The sequence below is a fragment of the Herbiconiux sp. genome, from assembly GCF_023264895.1.
In the GTDB taxonomy this organism is placed as follows: domain Bacteria; phylum Actinomycetota; class Actinomycetes; order Actinomycetales; family Microbacteriaceae; genus Herbiconiux.
The window spans coordinates 1-21,611 of the sequence record NZ_JAHFUY010000027.1; the positions used below are offsets into that span (position 1 = coordinate 1).

Consider the following 21,611-nt stretch of genomic DNA (forward strand, 5'->3'; position numbering starts at 1 on the left):
CGCGATCCGACCATTCCTCCCCGCCGGCTGCCACCCCGAACAACCCACGCCAAGCACGCCCCTACCGCAAAGCCCCAGAAGGCATCCCCAAAGCCCACTCCGCCACATCCGAGATGAAGCGAGCATGAGCCTCCCCCAGCAGATCCGCCCCACTGTTCACATAAGACCCGCTCCCATCCACAGCGATGAAGATCCGAGCGCACACCACCTCCACGTCGACCTCCCCGAACTCCCCCGCAGCGACCCCTTCCCGCAGCAGCGCGAGAAGCCGCTCCCGGTCCAGCGCGTCCTGCTCGTCGAGCACCACCCGCAGCGGTTCGCTGAACCGCGAGAGGTGCCGCGCGTTCAGCCACAGCCGCGCGAGCGGCGCCGAGGTCCCGCTCTCGATGTACCGGATGAAGTGCACGAGCCGTTCGACCGGCGTCCCGGCAGCCGGGAAGAACCGCTCCCGTTCCACCTCGGCGGCCCGCGTGAACGCCTCGATCACGAGGTCCTCGGCCGCCGGGAAGTAGTGGGTGATGAGGCCGGGCCGCACGCCGAGGCGGTCGGCGACGGCGCGCAGGGTGATGCGTTCGATCCCCTCCTCGAGCGCGATGTCGGCCGCCGCCCCGAGGATCTCCTCGCGCCGCTCCTCGGGTCGTTTGCGGGATCGGGGTGACGGAGTGCTTGACGTCATGGGATCCATGTTATTGACTGTGTGACCAACAGTCCATTGGGCGCGTGACCAATAGCCCGAGCATCCGAGAGGCACGGCATGAACGACACCCCAGCGCGAGCGGCGCACGAAGCGCACGAAGCGCAAGCGGCGCGCGGAGCGCACGAAGCGCGAACAGGCCGCCCCACCGACACGGCCGCGCATCCGGAGACCCGAGGCATCGAGCTCATCGCCGACTCCGAGCGCAGCGGCCGCGCCCGCAGCCTCTTCTTCATCTGGGCCGCGCCCAGCGTGAGCATCCTCACCCTCACCATCGGCGCCACCCTCATCCTGCTCGGCCTCGAGCTCTGGCAGGCGGTCGCGGTCGTGCTCGCGGCCTCGCTGCTCTGGATCCTGCCCGGCATCGTCGCCGCGAGCGGCCCGGCGGCCGGCACGTCGGGCTCGGTCATCACCCGCGCGATGTACGGCATCCTCGGCAACCGGCTGTTCGTGGCGGTCGTCGGCTGGTTCATCGGTGCGGTGTTCCTCTCGCTCACCTGGCTCGCGTCGTCGTTCATGGGTGCCGACCTGCTGCGCCGTGTCGGAGTCGACGACCCGATCTGGGTGCCGATCGGGGTCACGATCGTGGTCTCGGCGGTCACCGTGCTCGTGGCGATCTACGGGCACGGCCTCATCGCGAAGCTCTACCCGGCCATGGCCGTAGCGCTGTTCCTGATCTTCCTGCTCGTCGCCGCCTTCATCCTGCCGACCGTCGACTGGCAGTACACGGCCCCCGCACCGCTCGAGGGCGTGGCGCTCTGGTCGGCGGTGTCGATCGGCTTCACGATCCTCGCCTCCACTCCCCTGTCGTTCATCAACAGCCCCGACATCGCCCGCTACCTCCCGCGCTCCACGAAGCCCTCGCACATCGCGGCGGCGACGGCGCTCGGCGGGGCCGTGCCGTTCGTGGTGTTCACGGTGCTCGGCGCGCTCCTCGCCACGAGCGTCGGCCCGGCAGCCTTCGATGCGGGCCTCGACGTGGCGCTGCTCGACCTGCTGCCCGTCTGGGTGGGGCCGCTGCTGGTGGCCGGCGTGATCATCAACACGATCGCACTCAACGCCATGACGGCCTACTCGTCGAGCATGGCGCTGCAGTCGATCGGGTTCCGGCTCCGTCGCATCCCGGCCACGGTGATCGTGGGGCTCGTGGGCACCGCGCTCACCATCTACCTCGTGCTGTCGTCGAGCCTGCTCGAGGCCGCGAACCTCATGCTGCAGTTCCTCGTGATCGTCTCCGGCCCGGCCATGGCCATCTTCGTGGTCGATGCGCTGCTCCGGCGCTTCGCCTACGACGGGCTCGAACTCTTCGACGACCGGCCGGGCGGCCGCTACTGGTACTCGCACGGGTGGGGCGTCCCGGGCCTCGCCGCGCTCCTCCTCGGCGGCCTCGTCACGGCGCTCTCGCTCGCCACGGATGTCTGGGCCGGTCCGATCGCCGAGGCCACCGGCTACATCGACCTCTCGGTGCCGCTCGGCATGCTCGTGGCCGCCGCCGTCTACGCCGGCCTGCTGCGCACACCGCTCGGAAAGAAGGGACGACCATGACCACCCGCTACCGCAACGCCCGCATCTTCACGGCAGACCCGCATCCGGATCACGCCTGGGCCGAGACCCTCGTGGTCGACGGCGACATCATCACCTTCGTGGGCCGCGACGACGACGCTCCCGAAGCATCGACGACGGTGGATCTCGGCGGCCGCCTCGTGCTGCCCGGGTTCACGGATGCGCACACGCACCTCCTCATGATGGGTGCGGCCCTCGGCCAGGTCGCGTTGACCCACGCGCGCACCCTCGACGAGATCCAGGGGCTGCTCGCCGCCGCGCACGCCGCCGCGCCCTCGGCCACGGTGCTCCGCGGGCGCGGCTGGCTGTTCGACTCGATCCCGGGCGGCCTCCCGACCGCGGCGATGATCGATGCCGTCGTGAGCGACGTGCCGGTGTACCTCGACGCCAACGACTACCACTCGTGCTGGGTGAACGCCGCCGCCCTGGCCGAGCTCGGCATCACCCGCGACACCCCCGATCCGCTCGGCGGGCGGATCGCGCGCGACGCCGACGGCGAACCGACCGGCCTGCTCTACGAGACCGCGGCGACGCAGTACGCGTGGGCGCACCGCGACGCCACGACCACCGACGCCGACCGTGATGCGGACGTGGAGCGCGTGCTCGAGGCCTACCTCGCGAGCGGGGTCACGGGTGTGGTCGACATGGCGTTCGACGACTACGGTCTCGCGGCGTTCGAGCGGGCACGGGAGCGCCGGGGCGGCACGCTGCCCCTCCGGGTGGCCGCGCACTGGATCGTGGAGAACACCGGCGACGAGGCGGCGAACCTCGCGCAGGTGGCGCGCGCCGCCGAGCTGGCGGAGCGGACCGGCGGCACGGCCGGCAGGACGACCGGCGGCGGAAGCGACGCCGCGGTCGGGACGGCGCCGTGGCTGCGGGTCGTCGGCATCAAGCTCATCCTCGACGGCGTCATCGACGCCTGCACGGCGGCGATGCGGGAGCCCTACGCGGGCGGCGGCAACGCCGATCCGATCTGGCCCCTCGAGCAGCTGAAGCCCGTCGTGGCGGCGGCCGATGCGGCCGGCCTGCAGATCGCCCAGCACGCGATCGGCGACCTCGCGAGCGGGATCGCCCTCGACGCCCTCGAGCACGCCATCGCGGTGAACGGCGAGCAGCCGGGCGACCGAGCAAGCGGCCCCGGTGCGGGCCGGCCCGGCCGCCTGCACCGGATCGAGCACCTCGAGTACGCGGCGCCGGGAACGGCCGAGCGGATGGCGGCGCTCGGGGTCACGGCCTCCATGCAGCCCGTGCACTCCGATCCGGCGATCTTCGACAACTGGGCCGCCCAGCTCGGCGACGAGCGCGTCGACCGGGCGTTCGCCTGGCCGGAGTACGAGCAGGCGGGAGCGCTGCTGGCGTTCTCGACCGACGCGCCGACGGCACCGCACGAGGCCCTCGCGAACCTCTACATCGCGGCCACCCGTGCTTCGGCGCTCGACCCGGCGGTGCCCGCCGTGCGTCCGCAGTTCGCGCTGCCGCTCGAGAGCGCCATCGGCCACGCCACGCGCGACGCGGCGGCCTCGGTGGGAGACGGCGCCTGGCGCGGCAGACTCGCCCCCGGGTTCGCCGCCGACCTGATCGTGCTCGACACCGATCCGTTCACCGCCGGAGCGCCGTCCTTGCTCGGAGCCCGCGTTCTCGAGACGATCGTCGCAGGGCGATCGCAGCACACCGCAGCAGCACCCACCGAGGAGGAAGCACGATGACCTGGAGGATGCCGTCCGAGACGGCCGAGCACACCCGCACCTGGATGGCGTTCCCCCGCGAGGGCATCACGCTCGGCGGCACCGACGCCGAGCGCACGGCGGGCTACGCGGCCTGGACCGCCGTGGCCCACGCCGTCGCCGAGTTCGAGCCCGTCACGATGGTGGTCGACCCGAGCGAGACGGCGCGCGCCCGGCGCATGCTGTCCGGCGACATCGAGCTGCTCGAGGCGCCCCTCGACGAGTTCTGGATGCGCGATGTCGGCCCCACCTTCGTGCTCGACGACGACCGGCCCGGCCACCTCGGCGCCGTCGACTGGACCTTCAACGGCTGGGGCGACCACGAGTGGTCCGAGTGGCGGCTGTCGGCCGGTCTCGGCCGCGTGGTCGCCGAGGCCGCGGGTGCCGAGCTCGTGAGCTCGCTGCTCGTGAACGAGGGCGGCGGCATCCACGTCGACGGCGCCGGCACCGTGCTCGTCACCGAGACCGTGCAGCTCGACCCCCGCCGGAACCCCTACGCCGACCGTGCCCGGGTGGAGGCGGAGCTCCGGCGCACCATCGGCGCCACGCGCGTCGTCTGGCTGCCCCGCGGCCTCACCCGCGACTACGACCACTTCGGCACGAGCGGTCACGTCGACATCGTCGCCACGATCACGGCTCCCGGCACCGTGCTGCTGCACGACCAGCGCGACCCGCAGCATCCCGACCACGCGGTCTCGGCCGAGCTCCGCGCGTTCCTCGCCGGGCAGACGGATGCGGCCGGGCGGCCCTTCACAGTCGTCGACCTGCCGGCCCCGGCGACCCTCCGCGACGCGGTCGAGGCGAACGACGCCGCCGATGCGGCCGGCACCGCGGTCGCCGATGCCGACGCAGGCGCCGCCGGCGACTTCGTCGACTGGAGCTACGTCAACCACCTCGTCGTCAACGCAGGCGTCGTCGCCTGCGGCTTCGACGAGCCCGAGGCCGACGCCGGGGCCCGCGAGATCCTCGCCGAGGCCTATCCGGGCCGCACGGTGGTGACGGTCGACGCGCGCGAGCTCTTCGCCCGCGGCGGCGGCATCCACTGCATCACCCAGCAGCAGCCCGCGGTGACGTCGTGATCGAGGTGCACGAGGCATCCGTCGCCGACCTGCAGCGCGCCCTCGCCGAGGGGAGCACGACGGCGGTCGAGCTCGTGCGCGCCCACCTCGCCCGCATCGACGCCTTCGACGGGCCCGCGACGCCCACGGCCCTGAACTCGGTCGTGGTGCGGAACCCCGAGGCCCTCGCCGAGGCCGAGGTGTCGGATGCCCGGCGACGTGCCGGGGAGACGCTCGGCCCGCTCGACGGCATCCCCTACACCGCGAAGGACAGCTACCTCGTGCGGGGCCTCACCGCCGCGGCCGGCAGCCCGGCGTTCGCCGAGCTCGTCGCCCAGCGGGATGCCTTCACCATCGAGCGGCTGCGCGCGGGCGGTGCGATCTGCCTCGGCCTCACCAACATGCCGCCGATGGCCAACGGCGGCATGCAGCGGGGCGTCTACGGCCGGGCCGAGAGCCCCTACGACGCCGCCTTCCTCACCTCGGCGTTCGGCTCGGGCTCCTCGAACGGCTCGGGCACCGCCACCGCGGCGAGCCTCGGTGTCTTCGGGCTCGGCGAGGAGACCTGGTCTAGCGGCCGGGCGCCGGCCTCGTGCAACGCGCTCTGCGCCTACACGCCCTCGCGCGGGGTGATCTCGGTGCGCGGCAACTGGCCGCTCACCCCCACGATGGATGTCGTCGTGCCCCACACGCGCTCGATGGCCGACCTCCTGGCGGTGCTCGACATCATCGTCGCCGACGATCCCGAGACGCGTGGCGACTTCTGGCGCGCGCAGCCGTGGGTGCCGCTGCCGTCGGCCTCCGAGGTGCGGCCTCCCTCGTACCCGGCTCTCGCCCCGGTCGATGCGTCGGCCGCCCGTGAGCGGCTGGCCGGGGCGCGCCTGGGTGTTCCGCGTCTCTACATCAACGCCGATCCGCTCGCCGGCACCGCCGAGCCTGCGGGCATCGGCGGTGCCACGGGTCAGCGGATCGAGACGCGGCAGTCGGTCATCGACCTCTGGGAGTCGGCGCGCGCCGACCTCGAGGCCGCGGGCGCGAGCGTCGTGGAGGTCGACTTCCCGCTCGTGTCGAACTACGAGGGCGACCGGCCGGGCGCGCCCACGATCCTCACGCGGGGGCTGGTGTCGCCGGAGTTCCTGCAGCGCGAGATCGTGGACCTCTCGGCGTGGGCGTGGGACGACTTCCTGCGCGCCAACGGCGATCCCGCCCTGCCGTCGCTCGACGGGGTCGACGGCGCGCAGATCTTCCCGCAGCCGCCCGGCGCCCTCCCCGACCGCTACGACGGCTTCCCGGACGACATCGCCGACTACCCGCGTCAGGTGCGCGAGCATCCGGTCTCGGCGTTCACCGAGATCCCTCACCTCGAGGAGGGGGTGCGGGGCCTCGAGGAGACCCGCCGGCTCGACCTCGAGGAGTGGATGGACGGGCTCGGCCTCGACGCGGTCGTCTTCCCGGCGATGGCCGATGTGGCCCCCGCCGACGCCGACGTGGAGCCCGCCTCGGCCGACATCGCGTGGCGGAACGGGGTCTGGGTGGCCAACGGCAACCTCGCCATCCGGCACGCCGGGGTGCCCACCGTGACCGTGCCGATGGGCACCATGAGCGACACCGGAATGCCCGTGGGGCTCACCTTCGCGGGCCGCGGGCACTCCGACAGCGCGCTCCTCGCGCTCGCGGCGGCGTTCGAGCGGCTCGCGCCGCGGCGCACCCCGCCCCCGCGCACGCCGCCGCTCGGGTGAGTCGCTCGGGTCAGGCGTTCGGCCCGGCACCGTGACGAGGCATCACGGTGACGGGGCATGTGGGGATGCCCCGCCACCGCGCATCGACGTCCCCCTCCACCCGAGACAGACGCGACTCCGTCAGGCTAGGGCCGACGAGGGGTCGCTGCCCCGGGGTTGATTTGCGGGCGCGTTCGTGCAGGTCGCGTTCGTGCAGTGCGCGCAAGCCCCTGCCGGAACGCACGCCGAGGACTACAGTCGGCCTCAACGTGAAGGAGCGACGATGAACGACGAACCCTACCTCTGGCTCGAATACCTCTACATCGGCCTGCTGGGGCTGGCGACCGTGGCGATCGTGTGGGTGTCGGCGATCGTCATCCTCAGGCTCTTCCGGGGCCAGCGCTGACAGTTCGCCGCACGGTTGTCGACCCCCTGGACAGCCGCGGAAACGCGTCGTAGCCTTTCCTGAGGTCGCGACGCTGAATCCCTATCAGGGTGGCCGCGGTCGTCTCGGAGTCCTGGTTCGCAGACCGAACCGCTCCGCACAGAGGGCAAGGGCGCCCCACAACGTCGTGCAGCGCCCTTGCTCTCGTCCAAGCCTCCGGCCTGCCGCCTTTTGGCCTTCAGCACTCCGGTAGAAAGACCTGTGGCCCCAGGTGGGTGCTCCTGGGGCCACGCCGAAGCAACTGCGTTCGGGTCGGCCGCCGAAGGATGGGGATCGGAACGGCGGCCGTGGCCATCGTATGCGCACCGCCTGCCGCACCGCGGGCCACCGCGCCGTGCTTCACCCGCACATTCACCCGACGGCCCCGTTCACTCGTCGATCAGCGCGACGGCCCTCGTCCATCCGGCCGATGCACCGAGGATCTTCGCGGGGAAGCACGAGACCGTGAAACCGGAGTCGGGCAGTGTGTCGAGTGCCGTGAGCTTCTCGATCTGGCAGTAGGCGGCCTCCATGCCCGCCTTGTGACCTTCCCACACGATGCTCGGGTCCCCGGTTTCAGCGAAACGAGCAGCGGTGGCCGAAAAGGGTGCATCCCAGCTCCAGCCGTCGGTACCCACCACTCGAATGCCGGCCGCAATCAGATGGAGTGTCGCTTCCCGGCCGAAGCCGCAGCCGCTGTCGACGAAGTCGCCGTGCCCGAGTCGCGCTCCGGCTGCCGTGTTCGCAAGCACGATGTCGAACGGGTGGAGCTCGTACCCGATGCGGGCGAGTTCGGCGTCGATGTCAGCAGGCTGCACGACATACCCGTCGGGGAGGTGCCTGAAGTCGAGTTTGACGCCCGGTGCGAAGAACCATTCCAGCGGAACGGCATCGATACCCCAGGCGGGCTCGCCTCGGTTCATCGTGGGATGGTAATGCCACGGGGAATCCACATGCGTCCCATTGTGGGTCGAGAGGGTCACGTTCTCGACGGCCCATCCCGTTCCTCCGGTCAACTCCTCGATGGCCAGACCCGGGAACAACGATTCCACGAGAGATTCGGTCTGCTCGTGCGTGGTGTACTCGATCCGCGGCCGCTGGAACGGCGGATCTGCGACGGTGTCGTTGTCCAGTGTGATGGAGAGGTCGATGATCCTCATCATGCCGTACCGGTCGTGGTCGACCAGGGGTTGGTGAGCGCTTCCTCGAGCTGCGGTGACGCGCCGTCTTCTGTGGCGGTCATGCCTGACGCAGCAGGAAACGCCTCCATCATCGAGTCGGGCATGTTCCAGTTCTTGAAGAAGTTGTTCGACCCCACCGATGGCGTCCAGCGCCGCGCCTCCCAATCGGGCACGTAGTTGCGGTAGCCTCCCGAGTTGACCTCCACCCTCAGCCCGCTGGGCTCTCGGAAGTAGAGGTAGTTCTGCTCGCCGATCCCGTGGATCGACGGTCCGTACTCGATCGGCACGGAAGATTCGAGCATGAGGTCGGCGGTGCGCACGAGGTCTTCCGGGTGGTCGGTCCAGAAAGCGATGTGGTGGACGCGACCGGGCACGCCGGAAGTGTCGAGCACGATACCGAGGTCGTGGGACTTCTCGTTGGTCGTGAGCACAGTGAACACGTTCACGGGCGCATGGTCGAGGTAGGTCTTCGCCATCACGCGGAAGCCCAGGGCCTCGGAGTACCACGCTGCGAACCCCTCCACATCGGTGCTGGCGACCGTGACGTGGTCGAGGAAGCGGGGCGCGGCACCATGGACGGCCCTGCGCTCGGGTCGATCGGGGTAGACGGAAGCGAACTCCGGGTCCGTCGTGAAGGGCTCAACCTCCCAGAACAGGGTCATCGAGTGCCCGAAGGGGCCCACGAACTCGTAGGCCCGCCCCACCGCCGGGAGGTCATCGCGCCAGACGCCAGAGATGCCGCGTTCATCAAGCCGGCCGACGAGCTCGTCGAGTGCCTCGGAGTAGTCGACCCGCCAGGCCATCGTCGCGAGCGATGCTTCTGCACCCGGAGCGATCACGAGACTGTAGCGGTAGTAGTCGCCCCAGCACCTCAGGTAGATGCGGTCGCCTCGTCGGTCCACGATACGCATACCGAATCTCTCGACGTAGAAGTTCGCCGACTTCTCCGCATCCGGTGCGGTGATCTCCAGGTGGGCGATGTGGCCCAGCAGCTTCTTCATCTGACGCGTCCTCCGACTCCTGCTCGTCTTCGAGCTCAGAGGCCACGATGTCCGGTGGGTTCCGAAGCGTAAATGCGCCCGCACCTATGGCATCCATCGATCACGCCGATACTCTTCCCCCATGAATCTCCGGAGCATCGATCTCAACCTGCTCGTCTCTCTCGACGCACTGCTGAACGAGAGCAGCGTGAGCCGGGCAGCCGATCGGATGCGTGTGGGCCAGCCTGCCATGAGTGCAACTCTCGCCAGGTTACGTGCGCTCTTCGACAACCCATTGCTCGTGCGGGTGGGAAGGGAATTGCGGCTCACGCCGTTCGCGGAGGCGCTCCGGGAACCGCTCGCCGAGGTGCTCGCCGGGATCGAGGCCGTCGTGAACGCGGGCGTCGCCTTCGACCCCGCGACGAGTTCCCGGACCTTCACGGTGATGGCGAGCGACTACGTGGCCCTCGTGCTTCTTCGTCCGCTCATGGAGAGGCTGCGCAGCGTGGCTCCGGGCGTGCGGCTCGTGATCACACCGGTGGGACCCGACCTGCTCATGCAGCTGGGACGCAGCCAGACCGACGCGGTCGTCGTGCCCCGGGAAATTCTCCCCTCGAGGCTCGACCTTCCTCACGAGACCCTCTTCGAGGACTCGTTCGTGTGCGTCACCGATGCCGCGCTGGGCAACAGGGAGGGGTCAGGCTTCTCGGCCGGGGATCTGACGACAGCGCCTTACCTGCAGTCCAATCAGGGCCAGATGACCACCCTCGTCGACGGGCGCTTGCGGGCCCACGGCATCCAACGCGATCCTGAGGTCGTCACGACGTCGTTCGTGATGGCTCCGTTCCTGCTCCCGGGCACGAACCTCTTCACGATCGTGCAGCGGCGGCTCGCGCTCGAGCTCATGGGCGATGACGCGCGCTACCAGATCTTCCCGCCGCCGATCGACCTTGGGGTGATCACGGAGACGATGGTGTGGTCGCCACGCTACGGTGCAGATCCGGGGCACCGCTGGCTGCGGGAACAGCTCGCCGACTTGGCGAGCCAGGGTGATCATCGATCCGGATGATGGGTGACATACGGACGGTGCCATAGGAACGGCGTCCTGCGTCCTGCACACTCGGGTCTAATCGACACACTGGAGTGGCAATGCGCTGGGTACGGTACATCTCGGATTCGGACGGTCTGGAGCACGTCGGGATGCTCGGAAGCGACACGATCCTGGCACTCGGTGCTGAGGAGCGGCTCCTCGACATTCTCGGCCGAGGGGATCTGGAGCAGGCGGCGCGAGCTGCTACGGAAGCGCCCTTCGAAGTGGTACCCGCCTCCTCGGTGCACCTGCTCGCTCCGATCGAGACGCCTCCCTCGGTGCGTGACTTCATGTCGTTCGAAGAGCACGTGACCGCCTCCATGGCGGCGCTTGGACGCTCGGTGAGCACCGTCTGGTACGAGCGTCCCGTCTTCTATTTCAGCAATCCGGTCGCGGTGGCGGGACCGGCGCAGGCGATCGCGATTCCTCCGGGCTGCGCCGAATTCGACTTCGAGCTCGAGATCGCGGCAGTCGTCGGCGATCGCTGTTCCGATGTGGCGGTCGACGACGCCGAGCGACACATCGCCGGTTACACGATCCTCTGTGATTGGAGTGCGCGGGACCTTCAGGAACGGGAGATGGCCGTGGGGCTCGGACCCTCGAAGGGCAAGGATTCGGCAACCACGCTCGGGCCGGCTCTCGTGACTCCCGATGAGCTCACCGACCGACGAAGCGGCCACGGGTATGCCTTGAGGATGTCCGTCGACGTGAACGGTCGACCGTATTCGCGCGGCGACTGGTCGAGCATCCACTGGTCGTTCGCCCAGATGCTGAGCCACGCGTCCCGGGGCACCACCCTCGTGCCAGGGGACGTGCTCGGCAGCGGCACGGTGGGCACCGGTTGCATCCTCGAGCTCGGCCGGGTGCACGGGTTCGAGCGATTCCCGTACCTCGAGGCCGGGGACGTGGTGACCCTCGAGGTCGAGCGCCTGGGCCGGATCAGCACCACCATCCAGCCGCCACGCGGCGCCTGATCGAAAGAGAGCAAGCATGTTCGAACCATTCCCCGGCAACTACGTCTGGAACCTGTCGGTGAACCTCTCGCTCTCGACCGGCGGGCAGCTGACCGAGATCCTCGAGGCCATCGATCCCGTGATCGCACTTTCGGCAAAGGGGGACGACGCCACGTCCGCCTACCTCGACGCCTGGGAGGGGCTCGGCGATCGCATGGTCTCGCTGGGCGACGAAGAGCTTGCCGCAGGCCGACCGTGGAGTGCCGCATCTCGTTTCGAACGCGCCGCCAACTACTACATGACAGGCGAACGGATGCAGGAGATCGGCGGTCGCCGCAGAACCGAGGTCTACGGCAAGATGCTCGAGGCCTTCGCTCGGGTCGTGGTGCACGGCGGTGAACCCGTCTCGAGGGTCGAGATCCCGTGTGAGGGCGGGAGCTTCCCCGGCTTGTTCTTCCGGGCACCCGGTGCCGGGCCGCGGACCCCCGTGATGGTGCAGTTCAACGGCCTCGACTCCACGAAGGAGCAGATGTGGGGGTCACCGCTGCGCACCGAACTGGCGCGCCGGGGGATCTCGCTCCTGATGGTCGACCACCCGGGAACAGGCGAGGCGCTTCGACTGCGGGGCCTCACGGCTGTGCCGGAGAGCGAGCGCTGGGGATCGGCCTGCATCGACTATCTGGAATCGCGGGACGACATCGACCAGGCGCGCATCGGCATCGTGGGCTGGTCGCTCGGCGGGTACTACGCACCGCGGGCTGCGGCATTCGAACCGCGATTCGCGCTGTGTGTGGCCTGGGGCGCCAACTACCACTGGGGTGAGCTGCAGAAGGCACGATCCCGGCGCGAGGGTGAGAATCCGGTACCGCACTACTGGAAGCACGTGCAGTGGGTGTGGGGCGTCGAGGATCAGGACGCCTTCATGGAACGCGCGGCCGAGGTCTCCCTGGCGGGAGTCGTGCCTTTGATCGCCGTGCCTTTCCTCGTGACGCACGGAGCGGGTGACCGTCAGATCCCTCTCACCGATGCGACCGAGCAGTTCGAGGCCGCCACCGGCTCGCCCGACCGCGAGCTGAAGATCTTCACTGAACGCGACGGCGGCATCGAGCACGTCAGCGTCGACAACATGCTCCCCGTGTCGGCGTTCATCGCCGACTGGGTGGCGGCACGACTGTGACGCCGCACCTCCCTCATCCCGAAAGGACACCATGAACGAGCACTCCAGCACCCGACCCCGCGGTTCGCGGGGAACCGTCGCCATCGTCGGCGCCGGCGTCGGTGGCCTCTCTGCCGCGCTCTCCCTCCACGAGGCCGGCTTCGACGTCACGGTCTACGAGAAGAGTCTGCTTGTGGAGCCGCTCGGCGGAGCCATCACCATCAACGCAATCGGCATCGTGATCCTCCGCAGCTACGGCATCGACATCGAGGACCTGAAGCCGGCGCGCAGCCAGCGCATGGTCAGAAGCGACGGCCGCCATCGGGTGCTCTGGGAGACCGATGATTCGCTGCTCCACCAGGCCGGGGTCTCCGGGTGGCTCGCGGGTGCCATGCGCTCCGACATCTATCAGCGAATGCTCGCCCGGGTGCCCTCCGACATGATCCGGGGCGGCTACGCGCTCGACCACCTCGAACAGTCCGCCGACGCCGTCGAGCTCCACTTCACCGACGGCCGGGTGGAGCGGGCCGATCTTGTGATCGGTGCCGATGGCATTCACTCCAAGGTTCGCGAGAGCATCTGGGGGCCGTCCGAGCTCAAGCATCTCGGTATCGCGGTCTGGCTCGGGTGGGCGGAATTCGACGGTGCGTCACGCGATGAGATGGTCATGCACCACGACGAGCATTACCAGCTGGGAATCCAGCCCCTGCGATATCAGGAGAAGGACTGCTTCGAATGGTGGTTCGTCGAGTCGTGTGCGATCGACCAGGCCGCGCCGGCGGATCCCTACCGGTACGTCGCTGACCGTGTGCAGGAGTTCGTCGATCCTGTCCCCGCGCTCGTGGGCGCCACGGACCCTGACCATCTGTTCCGATGGGTCGTCAAATACCGCGACAACCTCGGCGCGTGGTCGAAAGGCCGGGCCACATTGCTCGGCGACGCCGCACATCCGACCTCTCCCTACGCCGGGTACGGGGCGGGTATGGCGATAGAGGACGGCTACTTCCTCGGGCGGTACCTACGGGGCCGCGACCTCAGCGACTCCCGATCGGTGGAAGCCGGCCTGGCCCGGTACGACGCGCAGCGGGTCGAGTACACGAACGGCGTGGTCAGCTTCGCTCAGACGCTCGGTCGGGTCTTCCACAACTATCCAAAGCCGGTGCGGATGCTGCGCAACTTCCTGTTCGACCACACGAAGATCCCACAGAAGCAGATCAGCAAGGGCTACACAGGCGAGGCGCAGACTCTGCTCCGCGACGTGCTGAGCGCTCAGGGTCCCCAGTGATCCGGCAGGTGGGAGCCGGTTCGTCCTAGCGGTGCGCGGCGAGGGCCACGATCGTGCGGATCCAGCGGTACGCCTCCGCCATGGTGGGGGCGACGACCCGCACCGACCGCTCCCCCGTGCGCGTCACCGGCGGGGGCACGCTCGCGGCGTCGGCCTGCACCGCGAAGGCGAGGTCGACGTCGACGGTGACGGGTCCCTCGATCCGCACGTGGCCGCCCCCGCGCGCGGTGACGAGCGCGTGCACGGCGTCCTCGATCCGCTCGCACGCGACCGACGGATGCACCGACTCGGCCGCCGACGACGACACGGCCGTGCTCACGACCACCGTGCCCACGTCGGCGGAGAGCTCGGCCACCTCGGCGGCGAGCGCGTCGCTCCCGGAGACCAGGAGGAGTGTCGCGCCGACCTCGGTGAGCACGGCGGCGTTCAGCCCCGCCTCGCCGAGCGGCCGGCCGTTGCAGCGGAGGTCGACGACGGCGTCGTCGAAGGTGTGGCTCAGCGTTCCGCGCACGCCGGCGCGGGGGTGGTAGCCGATGAAGAGCGCCTCGTCGCCGCTCCGGATGCCGTCGACCATCGCGAGCGGCCGCGGCTTCCCGCGCAGCAGGGTGGCGGTGGGGTCGAGGTCGGCGGGCAGGATGTTGCGATAGCCGCCGTGGCCGTCGGAGACGACGACCTCGGCCGCGGCATCCGCTCGCCTGATGCCCCGCACGGCGGCGTTCACCTCGTCGGCGAGCAGGCGCCGCGCCCAGTCGTACTCGGCTTTCCCGGGCCGCAGCTCCTCACTCGCCACGACCCCCGCCACGCCCTCCAGGTCGGCCGAGATGAAGAACCTGCGCGTCGCGTCCATCCCCCGAGCCTAGGCGGAGGCCCGGCCGCGTGCCCGGGCGGCGACCTCACCGACCTAGAGCCCGCGCACCCGGTCGAGCAGCCGCGCCCGGGTGATCAGCAGCATCCCGGCCACGATGCCGAGCACGCTCAACACCAGCACCACGGTCGGGGCGGCGTTGTAATTGTGGACCGTCTGGGGCCCGAAGGCGTCGCCCTCCACGTCATACGAGCAGTCGACGCCCAGGGGGAAGTAGGTGCGCCGACCCTCGATCCGCGTGCTCTCGTAGAAGGGGCCGCCCTGCTCGGGCTTCGGCCCGTCGATGCACTGCAGGTCGGGCACCACCCAACCGCTGCGGATCCAGCCCACGGAGAACATCAGCAGGGCGATGAGGGCGAACACGATCACGCACACCCATCCGGCGAACCTCTGCGTGCTGGCGCTCATCCCCCGAGCGTAGGCCCTGCGCCGGGCGCCCCGGGGCGAGCCGACCTCAGCCCTGGCGGGCCTTGAAGCGGGGGTTGAGCTTGTTGATCACGAAGGTGCGGCCGCGGCGGCGCACGATCTGCGCTCCGGGCATGCTCTTCATCGACTTGAGCGAGTTGCGGACCTTCATGAAGACCTCCGATTGTTATTGAGAACTGTTCTCAAGTAGCCTAGTCGACATGAGCGCCCCCACGTCACCCGGTCTGGCCGTCACCCTCGTGAGCGGCAGCGATGCCGTCGCGAATTCCGTCGTGGCCCGACTGCTCTGCGGCGCCTCCCCCACCGACCCTCCGCGCGAGATCGAGGCCCCCGACGTCGACGACGCGGAGTTCGCCACCGGACTCGCCGACGACCTCGCCGAGGCCTCCCGCAACGGGCTCACCGGAACGACCGCGATCGTGCTCGAACCCGGCACCGACGTGGTCGAGGTGGCTCTCGTGCTCGAGCACGTGCTCGGCGGGCAGGAGCCGGCCGTCGCCGTCGGCATCCGCGACGTCGTGGCGGTGTCGTCCGTCCGAGAGATCCTCGCCCTGCTCTTCGTGACCGGATCCGATCCGTCGGCCTTCCGCCGCGGCGGCGACTTCGACTCACCGGGCAGGCTCGCCCGCCGACTCGAGTTCGCGAGCCTGATCGTGCTGACCGACACCGCGTCGGCTCCCCCCGAGCTCGGCCTCGTGCAGTCGTTCCTCGCTCGCCTCGCCCCCGCGGCCCGGATCGTGGCGCTCGAGAACCTCGGCAACGCACGCCCGCGCGCCGCGGCCGTCGTCGTGCGCGGGCGGGCGCACCGCCTGGGCGCCGCGATGGGCTGGCAGCAGCAGCTCGCCACCGGCACTCCCGCGACCGGGCGGCGCGCCCCGATCGGCGCCTTCGTCTTCCGCGATCCCCGGCCGTTCCATCCCGAGCGCCTGCACGAGGCGATCCAGCAGCACCTCACTCCGGACCGGGTGGGGCGGATCGCGCGCTCCCGCGGATTCGTGCGCCTCGCGTCGCGGCCCGAGCGGGTGGGCTCCTGGTCGAGCGCCGGCGACGTGGTCGACATCGATCCGACCTTGATGCTCAACTGGGATCCGGAGTCACCCGTTGGGCAGGAGATCGCCTTCTTCGGGCTCGACCTCGACGGCGACGCGCTGGCGGCCGTGCTCGGCGACTGCCTCGTGCGAGGCGAGGAGCTCGTGGCGGGAGCGGGGGTCTGGTCACGCTGGGCCGACCCGTTCCCGGAGTGGACGATCCACCACCACTGACCGCGCCGGGCCCCGCCCGCCTCAGGTCGTGATGTAGAAGAAGAACATCACGAACGGCACCGCCGACACCACGACTCCGACCGTCGCCAGCCACCGCGCGGCCGAGGGCCGCGACCGCAGCACCGACACCACTCCGGCGAACATCCCGATCACCGCGAACCACAGCGGGATCCACGTCGGGATCCCCACCACCAGCGTCACGATCGCGACGAGCCCGCCGAGCACCGCCACGACGGCGACGGGGTCCACACCTCCTCGCGGCCGCTGCAGGGTCTGAGGTCGTTCCGTGGGGTCGTCGATCGCGCTCATGCCCCCAGCGAACCCACCGCTCCCTGCCTCCCGCAAGGGGCTTGCGCCCTCGCGAGACCCTCGCGCGGGATCCGGAGATGACGTATAATCACCAAGCGCGTCCGCACTAGCGGAGCGAAGTGGACTCGGCAGCCTTCCGGACGGTGGGTGGGCCGAGTTCCGCGGTTAAGCCCCTGCCGTCGTCACACCCTGAACGATCGTTGCTATCCGCCGACGCCAATCGCCACCTTTGACGAAGCTCCAGGCGACCGCATCGGGAATCCACAGCAACGGCTCATCGATGGGCCCCTCGAACTCGTACTGGAACCCATCGCCCGCTCCCCGAGCGCGCAGTTCACGGAAGAGGACCCGCCTGTCCGACTTCTCGATCGATGCATCACGCTCCAACACGATCCGCCGATGCCCTTCCCGCACCGCGAAGGCGACGAGTTCGCCGAGGCATTCTTCCCGCGCGTCGCGTTCCCGAGCCAGTCCTGACTGGAACACATGGGCGGCAACCTCGAGTTCGACGAGCCTCGTCAGGACGGCGCGACGCCGAGCATCGCTCTCGTGGGTGAAGTGGAGACGGCGCTGACCGGGCAGCACCAGGGCCCTCAGCGCTTGCCGCATCGTCGCCAGCTTGCCCGGCTCGATCACCGCGGCGACGACTGTGTACTTCCGATTCTTGCTCTCATCCACAAAGACGACACTCATTTGGGGATCACAGTGCATGACATTAGCTCACTTAAGCAGGTGAGGTCGGGTGCGAGCGGCTCGATTTCGTGGGGGCGGTTCGAGACCGTACTATGGCGGGTTGTCGGCCCCTGAACCTGGTCGGCGTGATTTCGGGAATCGCGTCGGAAGGGTGTCTCTGTGGGTGTCGTGGCGGTTGCGCGGTGGAAGTTCGGGGCCTGGCGGGTCGTCATCGAGGGCTCGGGGTTCGCCTTCACCGCCGACAGCGTCGGCAGCATCCCGCATCTGGTCAGCCTGCACACCCCGGCCGCCCCGGGCGGCGCAGCTGAGATCGCACCGGATGACGTCGTGGTGCGGTTCGACTTCCCCGGCGAGGTGGGCAAGCACCTCGAGAAGGCTCGCCGGTTCCGCGCGACGGGCCAGCACACCGCCGCCGAACGCGAGCTCGGTCACGCCGCCCTCAAGCTGCGCTCGAAGCGGATGCCTCCCGCCGACATCGCCGCGTGCCTCGAGATCACCGAGCACGAGGTGCATCGCACCTCCGGCCACGGCGGGTTCTAGACGCGGGCCCGCTCAGAGAGCGAGGTGCCCGTTGACGAGCTCCTCCGCGAGATCTCTCAGGCGCCGCTGCTCCCGCCGGGCCTGGCCCCGCAGCAGCTGGTAGGCAGCGTCGATGCTGATGCCGTGCCGACTGGCCACGAGTCCCTTGGCCTGCTCGATCAGCACGCGGGCGTCGAGCGCGCGCTGCAGCTGCGCGGCGAGGTCGGCGTGCTCCGCGATGGTGCGCTGCTGCACGACCGCGATCGTCGCCACCTGCGCCATCGCCTGCACGAGCGCCGCCGACCGGTCGTCGAGCGCCTCCGGCCGATCGAAGAAGATGCCCACCGCCCCCAGGTGGTGCCCCCGCAGCGTGAGCGGCACCGCGTAGACGGCGCGGAATCCGCTCTGCTCGGCGAGCTCCACGAAGCGCGGCCACCGGTCGCGCTCGGCGTCGAGCCGGGTGCTCTCGACCGGCGCCGCCGATCGGTAGGCCTCGAGGCAGGGCCCCTCGTCGGCCCCGAGCTGCGCCTCCTCCACCTCGGCGGCCCGCTCGCTCGTGGAGGCCACGACGCGCAGCGCGCCCTGCGCATCCGCCAGCACGATGCCCGCGTCGACGGCGGGGGTCACCGCGGTGGCGGCCGCGACGAGCCTGTCCATCGTGTCGATCACGTCGTGCTCGGGCCGCAGGGTGTCTGCGAGCTCCACGATGGCCTCGGCGAACGCCGTCTCCGCAGCCTGCGTCTCGTCCATGCCCCACCGTCCCGTCGCTCTGCTCTCACCCTCGTCTCCCGGCCGCCGAAAGACAAGCAGAAGTCACCCGAACAGGGGATACGGCGCCGACCCCCCTGGAACTAGAGTCGACCTGGCGAGCGACGACACCCACCCGTCGCTCGCCTCCCGATCACCGATCCATCCCCGGGCACGAGCCGACGTCACGTCTTGTCCGAAGGCCCGGCCGATCTCGAGGATGCGCGTGCCTGATTCAGTGACCAGCTATGGTGTCGGAAAGTTCGGCTCGAGCGAAGCCCGCCCGAAGATCGTGGGGGTCTACGCCGGAGCCGGAGGCTGGAAGGCCGCGGAGGGTTCCCGCCTCACGAAGGGCACGGCGGCCCAGCTGCGCGCCGAGGGCGTCACGATGGTGCGCGTGCGGTGGCGCTTCCGCACCCACGAGATCCTGCTGCGCCGGTATCTCGGCGGCTGACACGGGCGCATCCGGGGCCACCCCGATACGCTCGGGCTCATGGAGCCACAGGACGAGAAGGATGCGCACGGGCCCGACGCGGCCGACGACACCAGAGCGGAGAACGCCGCGGAGAACCCAGCCAAGGCCGAGACCGAGGACGCGCTGAGGTCGATCAAGTCGCTCGGCGAGGACCTGAGGGGCTGAGAGGCGAGATGAGCCACCCGGAGCAGGGACCGGTGTACGGACAGCCGCAGCCACAGCCACAGCCACAGAACCAACCGCAGAACCAGCCGCAGGGCGGCACAGCCCTCGCCACGACCGCCCTCATCCTGGGCATCGTCACGATGGTGCTCGCGTTCGTGCCCATCCTCAACCTGCTCGCGGTGTTCGTGGGCATCGCGGCGCTCGTGGTCGGGCTCATCGGCGTGAACCGGGCCCGCTCCCGCGGCAAGGGGAAGGCGCTCACGGGCGCCATCCTCGGCGGTGTGGGCACCCTGCTCTCCATCGTCCTCATCGTCGTGTACACCGTCATCGGGGTCACGGCGCTCATCGACAGCGTCGAGTCGAACCGTCCCACGGCCATCTCGCTGCCCCCGCTGCAGATCACCCCCTCGCCCGCGCCCGAGCTGCCGACCGCAGGCGGTCCGCTCGATCCGGATCCGGCACCGGGCTCGGCCGCCGAGCGCCAGGTATTCACGGGCGAGGGCGACGACGTCGTGGTCATCGACCTGGCGGGGCGCGCGGGAGTCGTCACCTTCGACTGCCCCGCGTGCGAGGGTCCGACGTCGCTGGAGACGAACGGCTCCGCGCCCGAGCTCGTCGAGGTGGAGGGGCCCTGGAACGGCCAGTACCTGCTCGACCCGACCGGGTTCGACGACCCCACGACCGAGCTGACGGTGACCACGACGGGCCTGTGGTCTCTCGTGGTCGACGACGTGTCGTCGGTGACCCCGTCCTCCGGCGAGGTGTCGGGTGCGGGCGACCGGGTGGTCCTCTTCACCGAGGAGTTCTTCGAGGCCGCCGTGACCCATGACGGCGCCGGACTGTTCGGTCTGGTGTCGTACGCCACCGGATCGCCCGAGGTCGTCATCGACCCCGCGGACGACGTCGACCTCGACGGATCCGTCGACCTCAGCGGCCCCGGCTACGCCCAGGTGATCGCCGACGGCGACTGGACGATCACACCCACCGATCCCCTCCTGCAGTAGCAGCCTCAGGAGGCGGAGGGGTCCGGCGCTGTGTCGTCGGTGTCGTCGAGCGCCACCGCGGTGCGCGGGGTGAGCCCCGGGATCTGCGAGGCGGGCACGGGGAGGCGCACGATCAGCGATCCGGGATCGACGCCGAAGCGGCCCCGCGTGGTCTCGCCCACCGGGTCGCCGTCGAGCTCGGCGAGCACGGGCTGGTCGAGCTCGAACTCGAACTCGCGGCCGGGCCACTGCTTGAGCGACGCGAGCCCGTTGCGGTTGCGGGTGGCGACGTCGATCGCGACGCCGAGCCAGCCGGCCACGGCGTTCGGCCGCAGCATCACGAGCTCGAGGTCGCCGTCGTCGAGCACCGCGCCGGTGGCGAGCTCGATGTTGGCCACCACCGAGCTGCAGTTGCAGGCGAGCACCATGAGGCAGTCGGTGGGCTCCTCGGCCTCGCCGTCGATGGTGAGCGTGGCCTCGAAGCCGCCCTTGAACAGGGCGGGCGCGCCGGCGGCGACGTAGGCGCCCCAGCCGACCTTCTTCTTCAGCTCGTCGTCGGTGTTGTCCATGATCTGGGCGTCGAGCCCGACTCCGCCCATCACCACGAAGGTGCGCTCCTCGCCGTCGTCGAACGTGGCGGTGCCCACGTCGATGGCGCGCTCCTGGCCGAGCAGGGCGATCTCGACGGCGTCGTCGAGGGAGTTCAGCGGCAGGCCGAGGTTGCGGGCGAGGAGGTTGCCGGTGCCGCTCGGCAGCAGCCCGTAGGGCACTCCGGTGCCGCGGAGCACGCCGGCGACCGCGCGCACGGTGCCGTCTCCTCCCATGGCGCACACGAGATCGGCGCCCGCCTCGAGGGCCTCGCGACCCGCGGCGGCGCCGGAGTCCTCGATGCTCGTCTCGAACCAGAGCGGCTCGTTCCAGCCGGCGCGCGCGGCGCCGGCGGCCACGATGGCCTTGACCTCGTCGACGTCGGTGAACTTCGAGGGGTTGATGACGACCGCGACGGTGCGCGGTTCGGCAGAAGTGGTGGTCATGTGCTCAGTCTCCCTCACGCGAAGGGAGCACGACCGCCACCGGGTGACGGTCGTGCTCTCGGATGGTGCGCCGATCAGTTCTTGAAGGCGTCCTTGACGTTCTCGCCGGCCTGCTTCACGTCCGACTTGGTCTGGTCGGCCTTGCCCTCGGCGACGAGCTCGTCGTTGTTCGTGACCTTGCCCACGGCCTCCTTGGCCTTGCCGGCCAGGTCTTCGGCGGCGTTCTTGATCTTGTCTGCTGCGCTCATGTCGAGCTCCTTTCGATGGTGTTCTTCGGGTGGGAGGGCGCCTGCGGGTCGCACGCGCC

Annotated in this window: 25 protein-coding genes; 14 read left to right on the forward strand and 11 right to left on the reverse strand. The window is 70.0% G+C overall.

The window, feature by feature from the left end; all coding sequences use genetic code 11:
- Window positions 1-61: 61 nt before the first annotated feature.
- A complete protein-coding gene (locus Q0D57_RS05970; RefSeq protein ID WP_291039804.1) occupies window positions 62-676 on the reverse strand; it encodes a TetR/AcrR family transcriptional regulator in 615 nt (204 codons plus the stop codon).
- Window positions 677-754: 78 nt separating this feature from the next.
- Here Q0D57_RS05970 and Q0D57_RS05975 point away from each other — a divergent pair, with 78 nt between their 5' ends.
- The 5 genes from Q0D57_RS05975 (at window position 755) to Q0D57_RS05995 (ending at window position 7,163) form a co-directional block, all read left to right on the forward strand.
- A complete protein-coding gene (locus tag Q0D57_RS05975) occupies window positions 755-2,239 on the forward strand; it encodes a cytosine permease (RefSeq protein WP_291039817.1) in 1,485 nt (494 codons plus the stop codon).
- The gene (locus Q0D57_RS05980) at window positions 2,236-3,963 is read left to right on the forward strand and encodes an amidohydrolase (RefSeq protein ID WP_291039820.1); all 1,728 of its coding nucleotides are present in this window, start codon (window positions 2,236-2,238) and stop codon (window positions 3,961-3,963) included. Before Q0D57_RS05975 ends, Q0D57_RS05980 begins: the two co-directional genes overlap by 4 nt.
- Complete coding sequence (locus Q0D57_RS05985; RefSeq protein WP_291039822.1) at window positions 3,960-5,060, forward strand: agmatine/peptidylarginine deiminase; 1,101 nt, start codon at window positions 3,960-3,962, stop codon at window positions 5,058-5,060. Before Q0D57_RS05980 ends, Q0D57_RS05985 begins: the two co-directional genes overlap by 4 nt.
- Window positions 5,057-6,778 carry an amidase gene (locus Q0D57_RS05990; protein WP_291039826.1) on the forward strand — a complete coding sequence of 574 codons (1,722 nt, stop codon included), beginning with the start codon at window positions 5,057-5,059 and terminating at the stop codon, window positions 6,776-6,778. Before Q0D57_RS05985 ends, Q0D57_RS05990 begins: the two co-directional genes overlap by 4 nt.
- 262 nt (window positions 6,779-7,040) lie before the next feature.
- On the forward strand, window positions 7,041-7,163 hold the full coding sequence (locus tag Q0D57_RS05995) for a hypothetical protein (protein ID WP_291039828.1): 123 nt from the start codon (window positions 7,041-7,043) through the stop codon (window positions 7,161-7,163).
- A gap of 407 nt (window positions 7,164-7,570) precedes the next feature.
- Here the strand turns inward: Q0D57_RS05995 and Q0D57_RS06000 are convergent, their stop codons facing one another.
- Together Q0D57_RS06000 and Q0D57_RS06005 are read right to left on the reverse strand one after the other, a co-directional pair.
- The gene (locus Q0D57_RS06000) at window positions 7,571-8,344 is read right to left on the reverse strand and encodes a cyclase family protein (protein ID WP_291039830.1); all 774 of its coding nucleotides are present in this window, start codon (window positions 8,342-8,344) and stop codon (window positions 7,571-7,573) included.
- Window positions 8,341-9,363, reverse strand: coding sequence for a VOC family protein (locus Q0D57_RS06005; protein WP_291039831.1), 1,023 nt, complete (start codon window positions 9,361-9,363; stop codon window positions 8,341-8,343). Before Q0D57_RS06005 ends, Q0D57_RS06000 begins: the two co-directional genes overlap by 4 nt.
- A 121-nt stretch (window positions 9,364-9,484) precedes the next feature.
- Between Q0D57_RS06005 and Q0D57_RS06010 the strand changes: the two genes are divergently transcribed.
- The 4 genes from Q0D57_RS06010 (at window position 9,485) to Q0D57_RS06025 (ending at window position 13,826) form a co-directional block, all read left to right on the forward strand.
- Window positions 9,485-10,411, forward strand: coding sequence for a LysR family transcriptional regulator (locus Q0D57_RS06010; RefSeq protein ID WP_291039832.1), 927 nt, complete (start codon window positions 9,485-9,487; stop codon window positions 10,409-10,411).
- An 80-nt stretch (window positions 10,412-10,491) separates the two neighbouring features.
- Window positions 10,492-11,406 (forward strand): fumarylacetoacetate hydrolase family protein, encoded by a 915-nt coding sequence (locus tag Q0D57_RS06015; protein WP_291039833.1) that lies wholly within the window; start codon window positions 10,492-10,494, stop codon window positions 11,404-11,406.
- A 16-nt stretch (window positions 11,407-11,422) separates the two neighbouring features.
- Window positions 11,423-12,562, forward strand: a complete 1,140-nt coding sequence (locus Q0D57_RS06020; protein WP_291039835.1) for a prolyl oligopeptidase family serine peptidase — start codon at window positions 11,423-11,425, stop codon at window positions 12,560-12,562.
- Window positions 12,563-12,593: 31 nt separating this feature from the next.
- Complete coding sequence (locus tag Q0D57_RS06025; protein ID WP_291039838.1) at window positions 12,594-13,826, forward strand: NAD(P)/FAD-dependent oxidoreductase; 1,233 nt, start codon at window positions 12,594-12,596, stop codon at window positions 13,824-13,826.
- Window positions 13,827-13,851: 25 nt separating this feature from the next.
- Here Q0D57_RS06025 and Q0D57_RS06030 read toward each other — a convergent pair whose 3' ends face one another.
- The 3 genes from Q0D57_RS06030 to ykgO are packed head-to-tail and all read right to left on the reverse strand — an operon-like array spanning window position 13,852 to window position 15,268.
- Window positions 13,852-14,673, reverse strand: a complete 822-nt coding sequence (locus Q0D57_RS06030) for a M55 family metallopeptidase (protein ID WP_291039840.1) — start codon at window positions 14,671-14,673, stop codon at window positions 13,852-13,854.
- Between the two features lie 54 nt (window positions 14,674-14,727).
- The gene (locus tag Q0D57_RS06035) at window positions 14,728-15,099 is read right to left on the reverse strand and encodes a hypothetical protein (protein WP_291039844.1); all 372 of its coding nucleotides are present in this window, start codon (window positions 15,097-15,099) and stop codon (window positions 14,728-14,730) included.
- A gap of 46 nt (window positions 15,100-15,145) precedes the next feature.
- Window positions 15,146-15,268: a type B 50S ribosomal protein L36 gene (ykgO, locus tag Q0D57_RS06040; protein ID WP_291039849.1), complete on the reverse strand. Its 123-nt coding sequence runs from the start codon at window positions 15,266-15,268 to the stop codon at window positions 15,146-15,148.
- A gap of 49 nt (window positions 15,269-15,317) precedes the next feature.
- On the opposite strand from ykgO, the gene Q0D57_RS06045 reads away from it, so the two are divergent.
- Window positions 15,318-16,379 (forward strand): GTP-binding protein, encoded by a 1,062-nt coding sequence (locus Q0D57_RS06045; RefSeq protein ID WP_291039855.1) that lies wholly within the window; start codon window positions 15,318-15,320, stop codon window positions 16,377-16,379.
- Window positions 16,380-16,400: 21 nt separating this feature from the next.
- On the opposite strand, the gene Q0D57_RS06050 is transcribed toward Q0D57_RS06045, so the two are convergent.
- Window positions 16,401-16,688 carry a hypothetical protein gene (locus Q0D57_RS06050; protein ID WP_291039858.1) on the reverse strand — a complete coding sequence of 96 codons (288 nt, stop codon included), beginning with the start codon at window positions 16,686-16,688 and terminating at the stop codon, window positions 16,401-16,403.
- 165 nt (window positions 16,689-16,853) lie between these two features.
- Window positions 16,854-17,381, reverse strand: coding sequence for a hypothetical protein (locus Q0D57_RS06055; protein ID WP_291039860.1), 528 nt, complete (start codon window positions 17,379-17,381; stop codon window positions 16,854-16,856).
- Between the two features lie 159 nt (window positions 17,382-17,540).
- Here Q0D57_RS06055 and Q0D57_RS06060 point away from each other — a divergent pair, with 159 nt between their 5' ends.
- Window positions 17,541-17,921 carry a hypothetical protein gene (locus Q0D57_RS06060; RefSeq protein WP_291039873.1) on the forward strand — a complete coding sequence of 127 codons (381 nt, stop codon included), beginning with the start codon at window positions 17,541-17,543 and terminating at the stop codon, window positions 17,919-17,921.
- A gap of 12 nt (window positions 17,922-17,933) precedes the next feature.
- On the opposite strand, the gene Q0D57_RS06065 is transcribed toward Q0D57_RS06060, so the two are convergent.
- Window positions 17,934-18,650 carry a GAF and ANTAR domain-containing protein gene (locus tag Q0D57_RS06065; RefSeq protein ID WP_291039880.1) on the reverse strand — a complete coding sequence of 239 codons (717 nt, stop codon included), beginning with the start codon at window positions 18,648-18,650 and terminating at the stop codon, window positions 17,934-17,936.
- A 223-nt stretch (window positions 18,651-18,873) separates the two neighbouring features.
- Here Q0D57_RS06065 and Q0D57_RS06070 point away from each other — a divergent pair, with 223 nt between their 5' ends.
- Genes Q0D57_RS06070 through Q0D57_RS06080 form a run of 3 tightly spaced genes read left to right on the forward strand, consistent with a single transcriptional unit; the run spans window position 18,874 to window position 20,291 of the window.
- Window positions 18,874-19,101, forward strand: coding sequence for a hypothetical protein (locus Q0D57_RS06070; protein ID WP_291039883.1), 228 nt, complete (start codon window positions 18,874-18,876; stop codon window positions 19,099-19,101).
- Window positions 19,102-19,140: 39 nt separating this feature from the next.
- A complete protein-coding gene (locus Q0D57_RS06075) occupies window positions 19,141-19,287 on the forward strand; it encodes a hypothetical protein (protein ID WP_291039885.1) in 147 nt (48 codons plus the stop codon).
- Window positions 19,288-19,295: 8 nt separating this feature from the next.
- On the forward strand, window positions 19,296-20,291 hold the full coding sequence (locus tag Q0D57_RS06080; protein WP_291039888.1) for a DUF4190 domain-containing protein: 996 nt from the start codon (window positions 19,296-19,298) through the stop codon (window positions 20,289-20,291).
- 5 nt (window positions 20,292-20,296) lie between these two features.
- Here the strand turns inward: Q0D57_RS06080 and Q0D57_RS06085 are convergent, their stop codons facing one another.
- A complete protein-coding gene (locus Q0D57_RS06085) occupies window positions 20,297-21,304 on the reverse strand; it encodes a diacylglycerol kinase family protein (protein WP_291039890.1) in 1,008 nt (335 codons plus the stop codon).
- Between the two features lie 74 nt (window positions 21,305-21,378).
- Window positions 21,379-21,552: a CsbD family protein gene (locus tag Q0D57_RS06090; RefSeq protein WP_173184127.1), complete on the reverse strand. Its 174-nt coding sequence runs from the start codon at window positions 21,550-21,552 to the stop codon at window positions 21,379-21,381.
- Window positions 21,553-21,611: the final 59 nt, after the last annotated feature.